The organism is Bacteriovorax sp. As-1 (assembly GCF_058446905.1).
This window is the reverse complement of record NZ_CP184341.1, coordinates 1,105,312-1,119,686: the sequence shown is the minus strand read 5'-3', so window position 1 is coordinate 1,119,686 and position 14,375 is coordinate 1,105,312. Positions and strand designations below refer to the sequence as shown.

Genomic DNA, 14,375 nt, shown 5'->3' with positions numbered 1-14,375 from the left:
GGAGTTTTTATGAAAAAATCGATTCTTTCACTTGTTGAAACTGCTGATGAAGCTGTTAATCAGTAATTAGTCTTAAATCGACAGCGAAGTCAGTAACTCGACTTCGCTGACGTCAAACTCATTCTTCTTTCTTAAACAGTCAATTAGTGGAGCAAGTGAAACTTTACCGTGGATATACACGGTCGCGCTGGCGTTTTGCCCGCTAGTGATCGCCTTAACTGCCGAGTGCCCCATTTGCGAAGCAATCAAACGATCAGTTGGCGTCGGGTTTCCACCACGTTGGATGTGACCGAGGATACAGACGTGAGCTTCTACCTGGAATTGGTCTTTTAAATTCTTTTGAATAGTGTAACCGATTCCGGCCTCTTCGCCTTCAGCTGCGATAATAATCGATGATGTTTTTCCGCGTTTAATCCCGCGGTCGATATCACCGGCAATTTTTTGGTAATCAATCGTCGCAGTCGGTAGGACAACGTTTTCAGCACCTGTGCAGATCCCAACTTTAAGTGCGATGGCCGGCGACTTTCTTCCCATAACTTCAACAATAAAAGTGCGGGCGTGGGAGTTTGCCGTGTCTCTGATTTTATCCACGGCCTCTACTGCATTTTGAACAGCGGTATCAAAACCGATAGTATAATCTGTTCCACTGATATCGTTATCAATTGTCCCAGGGATTCCGACGACAGCAATGCCGTGTTCCTGATGAAGTGCCATGGCACCGTTAAATGACCCGTCTCCACCGATAACAATAAGAGCATCAATGTGATGTTTCTTTAAGATATCTGCTGCCTTTTTTCTTCCTTCAGGAGTTCTGAACTCTTTTGAGCGCGATGTCTGAAGAATCGTTCCACCGTGCTGAAGAATATTACCTACAGAGGAGACATTAAGTTCTCTGATATTGTTTTCGAGTAAGCCTTCGTATCCTTTTTGAATACCGTAGACCCCGAGGCCTTCACCAATTGCCGTTCTGACGACAGCTCTGATGGCGCAGTTCATGCCCGGGCTATCGCCACCACTGCAAAGAACACCGATATTTTTAATAGAAGGCTTGCTCATAAACTTAATCCTTATTTAAAAACGCTCACACCTTCAAAAAGAGGAGCTTGTGGAACACCCATGATATTTAGGACAGTAGGGGCCACGTTTCTTAAGGCCATTGGGCCTTCATTTAATTCTATTGTCTCATTTTTTAATTTAGGATCAACAACAATAAATGGGACTACTGCTTCTGTGTGAGAAGTGTGGACATCGCCATTTTCGTACATCATTTGATCCGAGTTTCCGTGATCAGCTGTCACCAACATCGTGACACCTTCTTTCGCGCACGTTGCTGTTAATTTACCCATCACCACATCCAGGGCCTCGATGGCCTTAATCGCAGCTTCAAAATTCCCAGTGTGCCCGACCATATCAGAGTTGGCGAAATTAACTACATAAAAGTCGTACGAGTGATCGCGAAGAGCTTCTTCCAACCTATCGCAAACAAGATAAGCACTCATCTCAGGTTTTAAATCATAAGTCGCCACATCTTTTGGAGATGAAATCAGAACCTGGTCTTCACCTTTAAATGGATGCTTGTCACCGCCATTAAAGAAGAAAGTTACGTGAGCGTATTTTTCTGTCTCAGCAATTTTAAATTGTCGCTTTCCTAAACTTGAAAGGTACTCGCAGAGAGTTCCACTAAGTTTTTCTTTATCAAAAAGAATAGGAAGGTTAACCCAGTCTTGCACATATGGTGTCATACACAAGAAATACCCGGGGCGAACAGGTACAGAAAAATCAGTAAACTTTGGATCTGTCAGGGCCAGCGTGATTTGAATCGCGCGGTCTGGACGGAAGTTAAAAAATAAAACAGCATCGTCTTTCGTCATCGCCAGGTTTTTATCAAACATCACTGGATTGACGAATTCATCGTAGCGTCCTGCTGCGTATTCGCTTTGCAGGTATTCAATAGGGGAGAAGCTTGTAAAAAGATCTTTCCCCATAAAACACTTATAACAGTGCTCGATTTTATTCCATCTGCGGTCGCGGTCCATTCCTATTGAGCGTCCTTGCATAGAGGCGAATTTTAAACCCGGGATATGCATGGCTTCTTCAACATACTTCACTCCAACATCTCGAGCGGTGTCGCGCCCGTCAGTAAAAGCGTGTAGGCACATTTCAATTTTATGTTCGTGGAAAATTTTAGCCAGCTCTTTCAGGTGATTGATGTGCGAGTGAACACCACCATCAGATAAAAGACCCATCAAGTGAATGCGGTTAGAGTGGGCCTTGGCATACTTGATAATATTTTTAATTTCTTCCATCTCTTTAAGCGAACCATTCTCGATTGCTTCGTTGATACGGACAAGGTCCTGACGAACAGAGCGACCTGCGCCCAGATTCATGTGACCGACTTCAGAGTTACCAGCAACACCTTTAGGAAGACCTACCAGAGTCCCGCCTGGCTCAATCGTCGTCATAGGGTAGTTGGCCATTAAAGCATCAATGTTTGGCTTATGGGCATGCTTGATAGCGTTTTTTAAATCCTTCGGATTGATTCCAAAACCATCGAGGATACAAAGCAGAACGCGATTACTTAAACCGTGGATTGATTTCATTTGTTTTCACCTTTTGATAATAGTCAGAAAGTATGACAGCACTAGCGACGGAAACGTTTAAGCTCTCGACGTGGTCAGTGCCAGGGATTTTAATAGTTGTTCCAACAGCGAGAAGGTCTTTACTTAAACCTTCTGCCTCTTCTCCAAAAACGATCACTATTTTCTTTTCCCATTTCACATCGTAAAGGCTCGCCTTGGCGTGTGAAGAGGTTGTGATAATTTGGAATTTATTTTTTGCCAGAAGGGCCAGCGCCTTCTTAAAGTCTTTGGCTTCAAAAATATCGACGAATTCAGATCCACCTTCAGACGTTCTGATGGAAGAAGCAGAATCAGCGACTTTTTTATCGGGAACAATGATTCCTGTTGCTCCAAAATGAGCCGCATTTCTTAAGATGGCCCCAATATTGTGTGGGTTGGATACATTTTCCAAAGCGATGATGACTGCATTTTCCGGTTTTAATGAGAGATAGGCCTCAAGTGACTTTGATGGGGCCTCTTTAATCAACATGCAGATGTCTTCATGGTGAGTGGCTCTGGTCATTTTCTCCAGTTCTGCGCGCTCAACAATGTGGTAGGCCTTTTTGTTTTGAGCACAGTATTTAGTGACGTGAGGAAATTTTTTCATCATTTCCTTAGTCAAAAATAGTTGAATAATATCCTGAGGACGTTTTTTGAAAACGGCCAGGCAGGCGTTTTCTCCGTAAATCCTCATTTCTTTTGTCATTAGTCCGTTGATTTTTTTGGCCATTTGCTCTTTTCTTTTTATCTTTTTTGTTAGCTCTTTTGATTCCCAAGTTTACGCCCCTATGGTATCAATTTTAGTACGTATGGGTCAAAGCAATTTAGAACAGACAATCACCGGATATTTAGCCCCGGAGGGCTTCGAGACGGACTTAAAAACCGAACTCGGGCTAATGGGTATTGAAATCCTCTCGCAACATGGCAGATTAGTGCTCTGTAAGGGAGAGGCGCAAGACGTGGTCTTTGCACAGGATACGTGGCTCAACGTCGAAATCCTGCCGTATACCTCCATTTCTCATGCCGCAGAACTTCTAAAGGCCCGCGCCCGCAGATGGAGTCACTTTTCACTCAATAATCACCGCAGAGCTGAATTAATTCTGGATAAAGTGCCTAGGGCGAAAATAAAGCGCTATGACTTCCTGGAAGAGATTCCCAAGACTCCGATTGGAGTTTTCTCACTTCTTTCCGATGCAGAAATCATCATTTCTCCTGAGACAACTTGTCCGCTGCCTTTTGGAGAAATTCATTTCAATGAAGATAAAATCAATCCTCCATCGCGCGCTTATCTAAAGCTGTGGGAGCTCTTCACATTGTACGGTTATAAACCAGACCCAGGAATGAAGACGATTGATGTTGGAAGCTGTCCAGGCGGATGGACTTGGGTTCTGCAAACAGTAGGGACTAATGTGGTGAGTGTTGATAAAGCTCCGCTTGACCCGAAGATTGCGGCCCTACCTAATATTGAATTTAAGCAAGAGAGTGCTTTTGGTCTAAGACCTCAACACGTAGGAAAACTAGATTGGTTTTTCTCAGATATCATTTGTTACCCGGATAAACTTTTAGAACTGGTCAATCGCTGGCGTGAGTCAGGACTTGTCGACAACTTTGCGTGTACGATTAAGTTTCAACAACCGACGGACTTTGAAACAATGTTTAAGTTCAAAGCGATCCCTAATTCTCGCGTTGTGCATCTTTCATGTAATAAACACGAAGTGACGTGGATTCATACTAAGGAGCCCATTAAATGAAAAACTTTCACAAGAATCTAAACATTGCTTTTATCGGTGGCCTTGTTGGTCTTGCAGTTATGACGTGGCTTGGGCCAAAAATGATTGGAGTGCTTTTAACTCCACCTGTGAGTTTTGGTGTTAACTGTGAACCGGCCACTCAATACTCTATGCAGAAACTTATCCTGGCCCAAATTATCGGGTTAGTGATCGGTGTGCTTTTAACTTTCTTTATCCGCTACAAACTTTTTGGTGGCAAAGCGCAGACGAATGCACCAACTGCTTAATGTCATCAAAGAGCACATTCCTCACAATGGGGAATGTGCCAGGCTTTTTCATGGAAGAGGAAAAAAATGGGAAGGGCTTGAGCATCTTTCCATCGATTTTTTTCCACCGACGATCTTAATCACTACCTATAAAGAAATTGAATCAAATGAAAAATCGGCCCTGGTCGATCTTTTACTTTCTATTCCTGAACTTTCATTTGAGTCTATTGTTTTACAAAAGCGCCATTTAAAAAATGACAACGTAGAAGTTTTAAAAGGGGAAATGCCCGCTGAAGCTTTTGCAGTGGAAAAGGGAGAGAAATACTCACTCAATTTAAAAAACCCTCAGAACACAGGATTTTTTCTGGATATGGGACTGGGAAGAGATTGGTTGAGACAACACTCGCAAAATAAACGAGTGCTCAATCTTTTTTCTTATACCTGCTCACTCTCTGTCGCCGCTTTTAAGGGGCAAGCTCTGGCCGTGGCCAATGTGGATATGAGCCAGCCGGCACTTAATGTGGGTGAGAAAAATCACCGTTTAAACGGTATTGAGATCGACGGCAGAAAGACTAAATTCTTTCACTACGATATTATGAAATCATTGGGAGTCATCTCTAAAAGAGGCCCTTACGATATTGTGATTATTGATCCGCCGACAAATCAGGGTCTGAGTTTTAAAGTGGAAAGAGACTATCATAAAATTATCCGCCGCCTGCCGGAAATGGCCAGCGAGGATGCGGTTATTATGGCCTGTTTGAATTCGCCATATCTCGGGAGTGATTTTCTTTTAAACGCCTTTAAAGAGCATGCACCGGAGTTTATCTTCCAGAATAAAATGTACGCGAGCTTCAGCGATATGGAAGTAAACCCTGAAGAGGGATTAAAGATTCTCTTCTTTAAACGCCAGGTTTAGTAATAAGTTCCAATCGTATCCCAATTAGCATCTTCAGGGATGTCTTTAGACTTTAGTGTGTCTAATGATGTAACGATTCTGATTACATAGTCAGCTTCAAAGAATTTCTCCAGAACATCCTGGGCCCTTTCCTTAACTTTAGGATCGGCGATTTTATTTTTGATTCCTCCGGCAATCGGGTAATCAAAATCATCCTTATATAGGTTAAAAAAATAGCTTAAAAACTATTCAACCTCATAAAACCTAAGAAAAGACCCAAATCTTTGATTAAACATCACTAGCTAAAATATAGACATCCTCCTCTGTAATCCCCTGAATAGTGTCTAAAAAATTGACTAATTTTTAGACAGGTGTTTGTAGAATGTTCACACAGCATACACCCCTCTTAGCTAACCCCTGTAAATCCATAGGGCACTGCTTGGCATGACAGTTGCTCTAATATAAACCAAGCAGTTTCTAAGAAACTATACTCAATACGCCTTTAGGGAGGACGTTATGAAAAAATTATTATTATCTATGATCGTTTTAGCTTCATTAGTTTCATGTGGAAAGGACAACAAGGTTTCGTCATCAACTTCATCGTTGACTTACTCGAACCCCTACCTTTCAGGTAACACTACAGCTCAAACTTATGTGCAGACATTAATTGCGCAAATTAACAGCTACTCATCTAACTTTGGTAACGGTGTTATCTCATCTGGATCAAGTAACCAAACTTGTGACACAAAATGGGGTATCTTTTATTACTGTTACACTTCGAGCTCTGGGTCATCTGGAACGACGACAACTTGGAACTCGATCGTGGCTTCAACTCCAACGATCACTTACCAATATAGTAACGGTGCAACAGTGAGGCACTCAGATGTTAACGTGTCATCTAAGCAGTCTGAACTTATCTCTATCTTGAACGCCGCTACGAACGTACAAGTTCAAGCAATGTCAGGTGGAAACGTATATTACATCACAGTGAGTGGTGCTTACTATGTAATTGACACAAGATACCCGATCCAAGCTAACCCATCTGGTGTGCAGTCTTCTTCAGGAACTCAGTACTTTGTTAGAGCAATCTAATCAGATATCAGACCAAATCACTACAAAATAAAAAATAGGGGACCCGAATGGGTCCTCTCTTTTTTTTATGCGATTTGATTTATAATAAAAGGACTTCAAATTAATTAAATCAAGGATGGTTTAACGTGGCCCAATTCAAAACAGATCTTAGAGATATTCACTTCAACCTTTTCAATATGCTAAAAATCCAAAACAACGGTGTTGGTGAAAACGATATGAAAGATATTATCAATGAATGTAACAAGTTCATTGAAAAAGAAGTTTACCCAAGCAGAACAATTGGGGACCATGAAGGTGTAAAACTTGCCAATGGAAAAGTAACAGCGCCTCAATCATTCAAAGAAGGAATGAAAAAGTATTACGAAAACGGATGGCACGCAATTGGATACCCGGAAGAAATTGGTGGTATGCCAGTTCCTCACACAGTGTCTCTTGTCTGTCAGTCGATCATGAACGGAGCAAACGTTTCATTCTCAATGTATCCGGGGCTTTCTCGCGGGGCCATGGATGTAATCCTAAAAGTAGGGACTCAAGAACAAAAAGATACATACGTGCCAAACATGATCTCAGGATTATGGGGTGGGACAATGTGCTTAACAGAGCCGGGAGCGGGGAGTGATGTTGGTGCAGTCATCACCACAGCAACTCCAAATGGCAACGGCACTTATAAAATGAAAGGGATCAAAATTTTTATCTCTTCAGGAGATAACGATTTCTACGAAAACATCATCCATTTAGTTCTGGCAAAAACTCCAGGAGCTCCGGCAGGAACAAAAGGTCTCTCACTCTTTATCGTTCCTAAAATTCGCCTCGATGGAACTCCAAACGATGTAGTGTGTACAAAAATTGAAGAGAAAATGGGAATTCACGGTCAAGCGACATGTGAAATGACTTTCGGAGCTCAAGGTAACTGTGAAGGTTACTTAATCGGTAAAGAGTTCGAAGGAATGATCAACATGTTCATTCTGATGAATGAAGCAAGACTTCTATGTGGTGTTCAAGGTGAAGCACAAGCAAACCTGGTTTATATGTTAACTGAACAGTACGCACGTGAGAGATCACAATTTGGAAAAGAGATTGTGAATCACCCGGACGTTAAAAGAACTCTTTTAAAAATGAGATCAATGGCCCGTTCAATGAGAAGCTTGATCCTTTATACAGGTGATCAGTTTGACCGCGCTCACCACGGTGACAAAGCCGCTGAAGATGAAATCGCATTCTTAACTCCAATCTGTAAATCGTACTGCTCAGATGAAGGCTTCCAGGTAGCAGTTGATGCTATCCAGACTCACGGTGGATATGGATTTTGTTCAGAGTACGGAATCGAGCAATTTGCCCGCGATTTAAAAATTGCTTCCATCTACGAAGGGACAAACGCTATCCAGGCGATGGATTTCGTAATGAGAAAAGTTTTAAAAGACAACGCTAAAACATTTATGGGAATCGGAGCAAAAATCCAGAAGACAATGGCGCGTCCAGAAGCTCAAGAGTTTGCTGACGAGTTAGCTACTTTAGGAAAGAATTTGCAAAAGGCACAAGAGATCCTGGCGCAGTTTGGAGCTCTAGCAAAAGCAAATAAGTTCGACACAATCCTTTTCCATTCAATGAATTTCTTAAATTTCTCTGCGAACTTAATTGGTGCATGGCTACTTCTTGAAGGTGCATGCGAAGCAGTGATTGCGTCGAAAACAGCTCAATCGCAAGAAGATAAAGATTATTACCAGAGCAAAAAAGTCGACTTTAGATTTTATGTCCAGCAACAACTGGTTAAAAATGCGGGAATTGCGCAGTCAATCCTGAATTTCAAAGAGGACTTATCTCAATTGAATGTTTGATCCACTTAGTGGTACACTAGTAGGGATTATACTTTTAAAAATTGAGCGCTAAATGGACATTCAAAAACTAAGTGAAGAGATTAAACTCTTCTCGTCATCTACTCATGGGAGTAGTGACTATGACAAAGATGAATACTTTGTCATGAGCGAAGACCGCAAGGAATTCGCCCCTCTTAAGTACATTCAAAAGAAATTGCCCGAATGCAAAGACATCCACTCGCTTCTGCGAGTGGGCTTTGTTTATGACTCTTATGAGCTTTCAAGCAATGAAAACTTCTCCATCTGGTATGAAAAGCAATTCTCTAAAAAGCTTTTACGCAAAGATGCAAAGAAGATTTCCATCGTCTATGTTCCCAACAACAAAATGATTCTCGATCAAATTGGAATCGTTAACCGCGCTTACGAAGTGCTGGCAGCGGAACAAATTCTTCTCAATGGAAAGAACCTTCCAACTCAATTAGGTGAGTGGTACGCCAAATGTATCTTCGGCCTAAAACAAGTGAAGTCGACATCGCAAAGAGGTTTTGATTTCGTAATGGAAGATGGAAAAAGAGTTGAGATTCAAGTAGAGTGGAGTGACGCTTCTTCTCCAAAAGGTGTAAAAATCAAAAAGACTCTAGTGGAGCTTTCTGATTACTGCATTATTATTTATGTTGCTAAAAACTTTATGATCAGAGAAGTCTGTTTCCTTGATTCAGAATTTATCTCGAGAAAGTTTTCAAATAAAGGGCACACGATCTTCTTAAAAGATTCAGACGTGTCTTCATACTTCTTCTCAAAGTCGTCAAAGCACTTTGATAAGATCATTAACCCAATCACTTTTTTAAAGTACGCTTCGCCAAATCTTGCGATGAAGCTCTCAGAAAAGCTGAGCGGTTAGACACGCATTTCACCAAAAGAAAATTCATTGTGTTCATTTCTTAAATCAATTAAATTTAAGGGATGAACACAACAAAATACAGCTTATTCTCTCTTATTGTCGGTCTCACCCTTTTTTCTCAAGTCGCAAAGTCTGATGAGCTTTGCTCATTTGAATTAAAAGGCAAGAGTGCTCACTTCACCATGTGTGAGAGTAAAAAATCGAGCTCTAAATTAAAATCCGTTTTCATTACGCAATTAAGTCACGCTTTAATGATTCCTTCTGAGTTTGAAGCGATCATCAAAAGAGATAATCCAATCTATAGGCCAGATCATAAAGGCTACCGCATGGGGCTTGCCAACCTTCAATGGCTAAACGCCAGAGAAGCCCTGGAGCGAGTCAAGACATTCGCTGTTGATTCCAGTTTAACTGTAACTGAATCTAAAGCATGGAGTGACCAAGAAAAAGATCTTCAAGCTGGAATTTCGGCCCGCAAAGATTTTCCAGCGTGGAGAAAAAAATTCAATGCTGTTGTTGAGAAAATGATTCAAGACTTCTCTAAAAAAGAAAACATCACTTTCACTAAAACTCAGATCGCTGGTAATCCCATTTTGAGAGACATCTTATCAACAGAGTATTGGAGTGAGAAAAATCAATGGAAAGTGGAGTGGGTTAAAATCCCTAAAGGAAAAAATATTTTAGGTTCTAATAAGCTTCAGCCTGGCCATTTCCCCGACGAAACTGAATTTGCTTACGAAAATAAAGCAGAGTTTCAACTCATGGCCTCTCCTATCACTCAGATGCAATGGATGCAGATCATGGGATCAAATCCTTCCCGCTTCAAACAAAGATCGTATTGCCCTGAGAATGTCCCGTTTTTAGGTTCGGCGGAAATTTGTCCTGACAACCCAGTTGAAAATATTTCGGCCAATGATGTTTTAGATTTTATAACGATTTTATCTCTCACTTATCCAGAGTTAAAAACAAGGCTACCAGATCAAAACGAGTGGGAGTTTGCAGCGAGGGCCCAGGCGAGCACGATTTTCTGGTTTGGATCAAACTTCGATGATGTGGCAAAAAACTGCTGGGAAGAAGTAGGGGCAAAACAACAAACTCATCCGGTGAAATCAAAACCTAGAAATCCATTTGGTCTCTCGGATATGTGTGGAAATGTCTGGCAGTTAACGAAAAATAAAAATGGATACCTGCTTAAAGGTGGAAGTTGGACCGGAGGGCCACGCATCCTGAGGCCTGCGACAAAGACCAAGATTGAGGCAGATGGAAGATTTATTAATGTTGGATTTCGTTTAATTAAACAATAAAAAAAGGCCGCATTCAGCGGCCTCTTTTATTTTATCTAATACAATTCATACTTAAGTAATCGACACTCAAGACTCCCGTTAAAAAACGTCTTTCTCTCAGATGTCCCTAAAGAAATCTCTTTTCTTAAAAGCGGATTCGACGTGAAAACGTAAGCTCTGAAACCTTTAAAGTTATGCTTTAAGTTTTCACCATAAGATTTATAAAGCCCTTTTAGCTCATCTTCATCACCCATGCGTTCCCCGTAAGGAGGGTTACAGATAATGATTCCCGGAGGATCATCCATCGGAGTGATTTTGGTAGCGTCGCGCTTGTTGAGAGTCACGATCTGCTGGTCAATCATAGCGTTGTGAAGGTGGATGCGAGTTGTTTCCATCGCACGCTCGTGGATATCAAAACCAAAAAATTGTCTTGTTTGAAGTTCGTTTAAAGCAGCAAGAGAGTGGTTGTAAATCACTTGAGCTCTTTCATCAAAAAGGCGTTGTGCTTTTCTGTCGGCCAAAAACCATGGGTGCTTGATGAAATCAAAAACCGGAACACGCTTTTCAATGTACTGTCTGATTTTTAAATAAGTCGGAGCCACTTTTGCTCTGATAAGAATCGCTTCAATCAGAAGTGTTCCTGTTCCGCACATTGAATCAGTGAAGATATCTTTTTCTGGATCAAAGTCTGTCGACATGATGATCGCAGCGGCCAGGTTTTCTCTTAGTGGCGCTTTAAGTGATTCTTCTCTATAACCGCGGTTAGAAATCGGGTCACCGCACATATCAACCAGGATACGGGCGTTGAATTGAGGAGTTCCAGGTTTTCTCTCTACGCGAAGAAGGAAAGTGATGTCTGGTCTTCCAGTGTCAACACTTGGTCTCTCACCGTATTTTTCTCTGAAGTTATCAGCGATCGCATCTTTTAAAAGCTGCGAGAAGATCATTGAGTTGTTGAATGCTTCTTTAGCATCGCGATCAAAAAGAGTGTTGATCTTAAACGTCTGTTGCACGTTGAAGATCTTGTCCCACCACTTTTCTTTAGCAAGAGCGTAAAGGTCTTTCTCAGTTGAGATTGTATAAACTTGAAGTTCTTTAAAAACTCTTGAGGCCACACGTGAGTTTAATAAAACATCCAGTGCTTCTTCTGTTTCAGCTTTAAAAGCAACTCCACCTTTTTCCACTTCAATGCGAGTGATGCCAAGGTCTCTGATTTCTTTTTCCAGGAGATGTTCAACTTCTCTCGGGCATGAAGCAAAGAAAGTCGACTGGTCAAATTGTTTTGTCCCGTCGGCATTTACTTTCGCCTTAGGCGTGCTTTTTACGTCGCTGAACTTTTTTGGTTCACGACGGTCATCTCGTCTGTCGTTTCGTCTTTCGCGGCGGTAATCACCACCGGCGTCTTTTTTAAATCCATCTTTTTTTGGTGGAACTTTAGCCATGATTTATATTTCCTGTTTTCTCATTTCAAAATAATTTAAGGCGCGTACAAGCAAGTCTCTATAGGAATTTTCCATAAGAGGGTTGAGGTTTCTTTCTTTGAATCTTTTGATTCTCCACAGAGAGATCGAAAGGAGTCCAAGGATAATGGACTGGTCTAAGAATTTCTTTTCAACAGCTGAAAGCGGTCTGACTGATTCATACCCCATCAGGTATGAGTTTACTAGTGGTGTTATGACCATTCCTTTCTCTAAACACGTTCCAGAAATCGAAATCCCTAAATCCAGAATGTATTCGCCGATGCCGGCCTGCTCGAAGTCCAGTACAGTGCTGATTTTATTGTTATCAAAAAGCGTATTGTCGTAGTAGAGATCCCCGTGAATGATCCCGGTCTCAAAACCAGCACTCATAAATCCTTCCAAGTGATCGCTAAAAAGACTCTCAAAACCGGCCTTAAAGTCAGCGGGGCAGCTTGGGGACTTAATGTAGTCTAATATTTCTTTAGGGCCATAGCCCACAGACTCATGGGGTCTAAGCGATTTCATTTTCTCTTGGTCATGTTTTAAAACATGAAGCTCAGCAATAGCTCTTCCTACTTCTTGGCAAGTGTAGTCAGAAGGTCCGGGAGGAATCCCCTGGGCAAACGGATAAAGCACTCCGAAATACGGACCGTAGTTGTAAATGAATTCCCCTGAAGTCAGAGGGAAAGGTTTTAGTGAGTAAGGGTAACCACACTCTTTTAAATACACTAAAATAGCTTGCTCATCAGCAAGTTGCTGTTGATTTTTATCATTGGAGATTTTAAGTAAAACTGTTTCGTTTTCTAAATCAACGCGGTAGTTAGAATTCGAAATCCCCAGTGAAAGTGAAGTGCACTTTTTCACCTTTGACCGACCGTAGAGCTTCAATATTTCTTCTGCCTCTGCGAGACTGATTTGTGTATAACTTGCCATGCTTAAATTACCTTGTGAGCTTCTCTCTGGAATGCTATAGTGAGCCTGTTTAATTTTATTACAAAATCAAAAAACCACTAGGGGGAATTATGGCCTTTACGGATTACAAAGTAAAAGATATGTCGCTGGCTGACTGGGGACGTAAGGAAATCGAAATCGCAGAAACGGAAATGCCAGGATTAATGGCCCTACGTGCGGAATTTGGAAAATCAAAACCTCTAAAAGGCGCAAAAATTGCTGGATGTCTTCACATGACAATCCAAACTGCAGTACTAATCGAAACTCTTGTTGAACTTGGCGCAGAGGTTCGTTGGTCATCATGTAACATCTTCTCAACTCAAGACCAGGCCGCTGCTGCTATTGCTGCTGCAGGGATTCCTGTTTTTGCTTGGAAAGGAATGAACGAAAAAGAATTCGACTGGTGTATTGAGCAAACTCTTAAGTGGCCGGATGGATCAGGACTAAACATGATCCTTGATGACGGTGGTGACTTAACTGTTATGGTTCACAACAAGTACCCAGAGCTAATCGCTAACATCAAAGGTCTATCTGAAGAAACAACAACAGGTGTTCATAGACTTTACGATATGATGAAAAAAGGCGAGTTGAAAATGCCTGCTATCAACATCAACGACTCAACAACTAAATCAAAATTCGACAACCTTTACGGATGCCGCGAATCTCTAGTTGACTCTGTTAAGAGAGCTACAGATGTAATGGTTGCTGGTAAAGTGTGTGTTGTTGCTGGATACGGTGACGTAGGTAAGGGATCTGCTGGATCATTCCGCGGTCTTGGTGGACGTGTAATCGTAACTGAAATCGATCCTATCTGTGCTCTTCAAGCAGCTATGGAAGGATACCAGGTTATGAAAATGGAAGATGCTGCAAAGCTTGGAGACATTTTCGTAACAGCTACAGGATGCCGTGACGTAATCACAGGCAAGCATATGGAAATGATGAAAGATGGAGCAATCGTTGCTAACATCGGTCACTTCGATCTTGAAATCGAAGTTGCTTACCTGAACAAGACTGGTAAAAAAGTAAACATCAAGCCTCAAGTTGATCAATACATCATGCCATCTGGAAAGAAACTAATCGTTCTTGCAGAAGGACGTCTGGTTAACCTTGGATGTGGTACAGGTCACCCTTCATTCGTAATGTCTAACTCGTTTACAAACCAAGTTATGGCACAAATGGAACTATGGGCGAACCACAAGAACTACGAAAACAAAGTTTACGTACTTCCAAAACACCTTGATGAGAAAGTAGCTCGTCTTCACCTTGAAAAAATCGGGGTAAAACTAGATACTCTAACATCTGCTCAAGCTGAATACCTTGGTATTAAAGCTGAAGGTCCATATAAACCAGACCACTACAGATACTAAT

At 41.5% G+C, this 14,375-nt stretch carries 13 protein-coding genes; 8 read left to right on the top strand and 5 right to left on the bottom strand.

From position 1 onward, the window contains the following. Positions 1 to 72 precede the first annotated feature (72 nt). From pfkA to ACN20O_RS05620, 3 genes are read right to left on the bottom strand one after another with little or no spacing between them, the layout of a single operon-like run. Positions 73 to 1,056 carry a 6-phosphofructokinase gene (pfkA, locus tag ACN20O_RS05630; protein ID WP_491638026.1) on the bottom strand — a complete coding sequence of 328 codons (984 nt, stop codon included), beginning with the start codon at positions 1,054 to 1,056 and terminating at the stop codon, positions 73 to 75. Between the two features lie 11 nt (positions 1,057 to 1,067). After that, positions 1,068 to 2,600, bottom strand: coding sequence for a 2,3-bisphosphoglycerate-independent phosphoglycerate mutase (gpmI, locus tag ACN20O_RS05625; protein ID WP_491638024.1), 1,533 nt, complete (start codon positions 2,598 to 2,600; stop codon positions 1,068 to 1,070). Continuing rightward, positions 2,575 to 3,348 carry a TrmH family RNA methyltransferase gene (locus ACN20O_RS05620; protein ID WP_491638022.1) on the bottom strand — a complete coding sequence of 258 codons (774 nt, stop codon included), beginning with the start codon at positions 3,346 to 3,348 and terminating at the stop codon, positions 2,575 to 2,577. Before ACN20O_RS05620 ends, gpmI begins: the two co-directional genes overlap by 26 nt. Before the next feature lie 166 nt (positions 3,349 to 3,514). Between ACN20O_RS05620 and ACN20O_RS05615 the strand changes: the two genes are divergently transcribed. The 7 genes from ACN20O_RS05615 (at position 3,515) to ACN20O_RS05585 (ending at position 10,617) form a co-directional block, all read left to right on the top strand. After that, positions 3,515 to 4,369 (top strand): SAM-dependent methyltransferase, encoded by an 855-nt coding sequence (locus ACN20O_RS05615; protein WP_491638020.1) that lies wholly within the window; start codon positions 3,515 to 3,517, stop codon positions 4,367 to 4,369. After that, on the top strand, positions 4,366 to 4,635 hold the full coding sequence (locus ACN20O_RS05610; protein WP_491638018.1) for a hypothetical protein: 270 nt from the start codon (positions 4,366 to 4,368) through the stop codon (positions 4,633 to 4,635). The genes ACN20O_RS05615 and ACN20O_RS05610 overlap by 4 nt, the downstream gene beginning before the upstream one ends. Next, the gene (locus ACN20O_RS05605) at positions 4,619 to 5,530 is read left to right on the top strand and encodes a class I SAM-dependent methyltransferase (RefSeq protein WP_491638016.1); all 912 of its coding nucleotides are present in this window, start codon (positions 4,619 to 4,621) and stop codon (positions 5,528 to 5,530) included. The genes ACN20O_RS05610 and ACN20O_RS05605 overlap by 17 nt, the downstream gene beginning before the upstream one ends. A 495-nt stretch (positions 5,531 to 6,025) precedes the next feature. Further along, a complete protein-coding gene (locus tag ACN20O_RS05600; protein ID WP_491638014.1) occupies positions 6,026 to 6,601 on the top strand; it encodes a hypothetical protein in 576 nt (191 codons plus the stop codon). 125 nt (positions 6,602 to 6,726) lie between these two features. After that, on the top strand, positions 6,727 to 8,436 hold the full coding sequence (locus tag ACN20O_RS05595) for an acyl-CoA dehydrogenase family protein (RefSeq protein ID WP_491638012.1): 1,710 nt from the start codon (positions 6,727 to 6,729) through the stop codon (positions 8,434 to 8,436). A gap of 52 nt (positions 8,437 to 8,488) precedes the next feature. Then, the gene (locus tag ACN20O_RS05590) at positions 8,489 to 9,316 is read left to right on the top strand and encodes a hypothetical protein (RefSeq protein WP_491638010.1); all 828 of its coding nucleotides are present in this window, start codon (positions 8,489 to 8,491) and stop codon (positions 9,314 to 9,316) included. A 62-nt stretch (positions 9,317 to 9,378) separates the two neighbouring features. Then, positions 9,379 to 10,617: a formylglycine-generating enzyme family protein gene (locus ACN20O_RS05585; protein ID WP_491638008.1), complete on the top strand. Its 1,239-nt coding sequence runs from the start codon at positions 9,379 to 9,381 to the stop codon at positions 10,615 to 10,617. A gap of 35 nt (positions 10,618 to 10,652) precedes the next feature. Here ACN20O_RS05585 and ACN20O_RS05580 read toward each other — a convergent pair whose 3' ends face one another. Further along, a complete protein-coding gene (locus tag ACN20O_RS05580; protein ID WP_491638006.1) occupies positions 10,653 to 12,038 on the bottom strand; it encodes a THUMP domain-containing class I SAM-dependent RNA methyltransferase in 1,386 nt (461 codons plus the stop codon). Between the two features lie 3 nt (positions 12,039 to 12,041). Continuing rightward, positions 12,042 to 12,989: a phosphotransferase gene (locus ACN20O_RS05575; RefSeq protein WP_491638004.1), complete on the bottom strand. Its 948-nt coding sequence runs from the start codon at positions 12,987 to 12,989 to the stop codon at positions 12,042 to 12,044. Positions 12,990 to 13,078: 89 nt separating this feature from the next. Between ACN20O_RS05575 and ahcY the strand changes: the two genes are divergently transcribed. Then, positions 13,079 to 14,374, top strand: a complete 1,296-nt coding sequence (ahcY, locus tag ACN20O_RS05570) for an adenosylhomocysteinase (RefSeq protein WP_491638002.1) — start codon at positions 13,079 to 13,081, stop codon at positions 14,372 to 14,374. The last annotated feature ends 1 nt before the right edge of the window (position 14,375 follow it).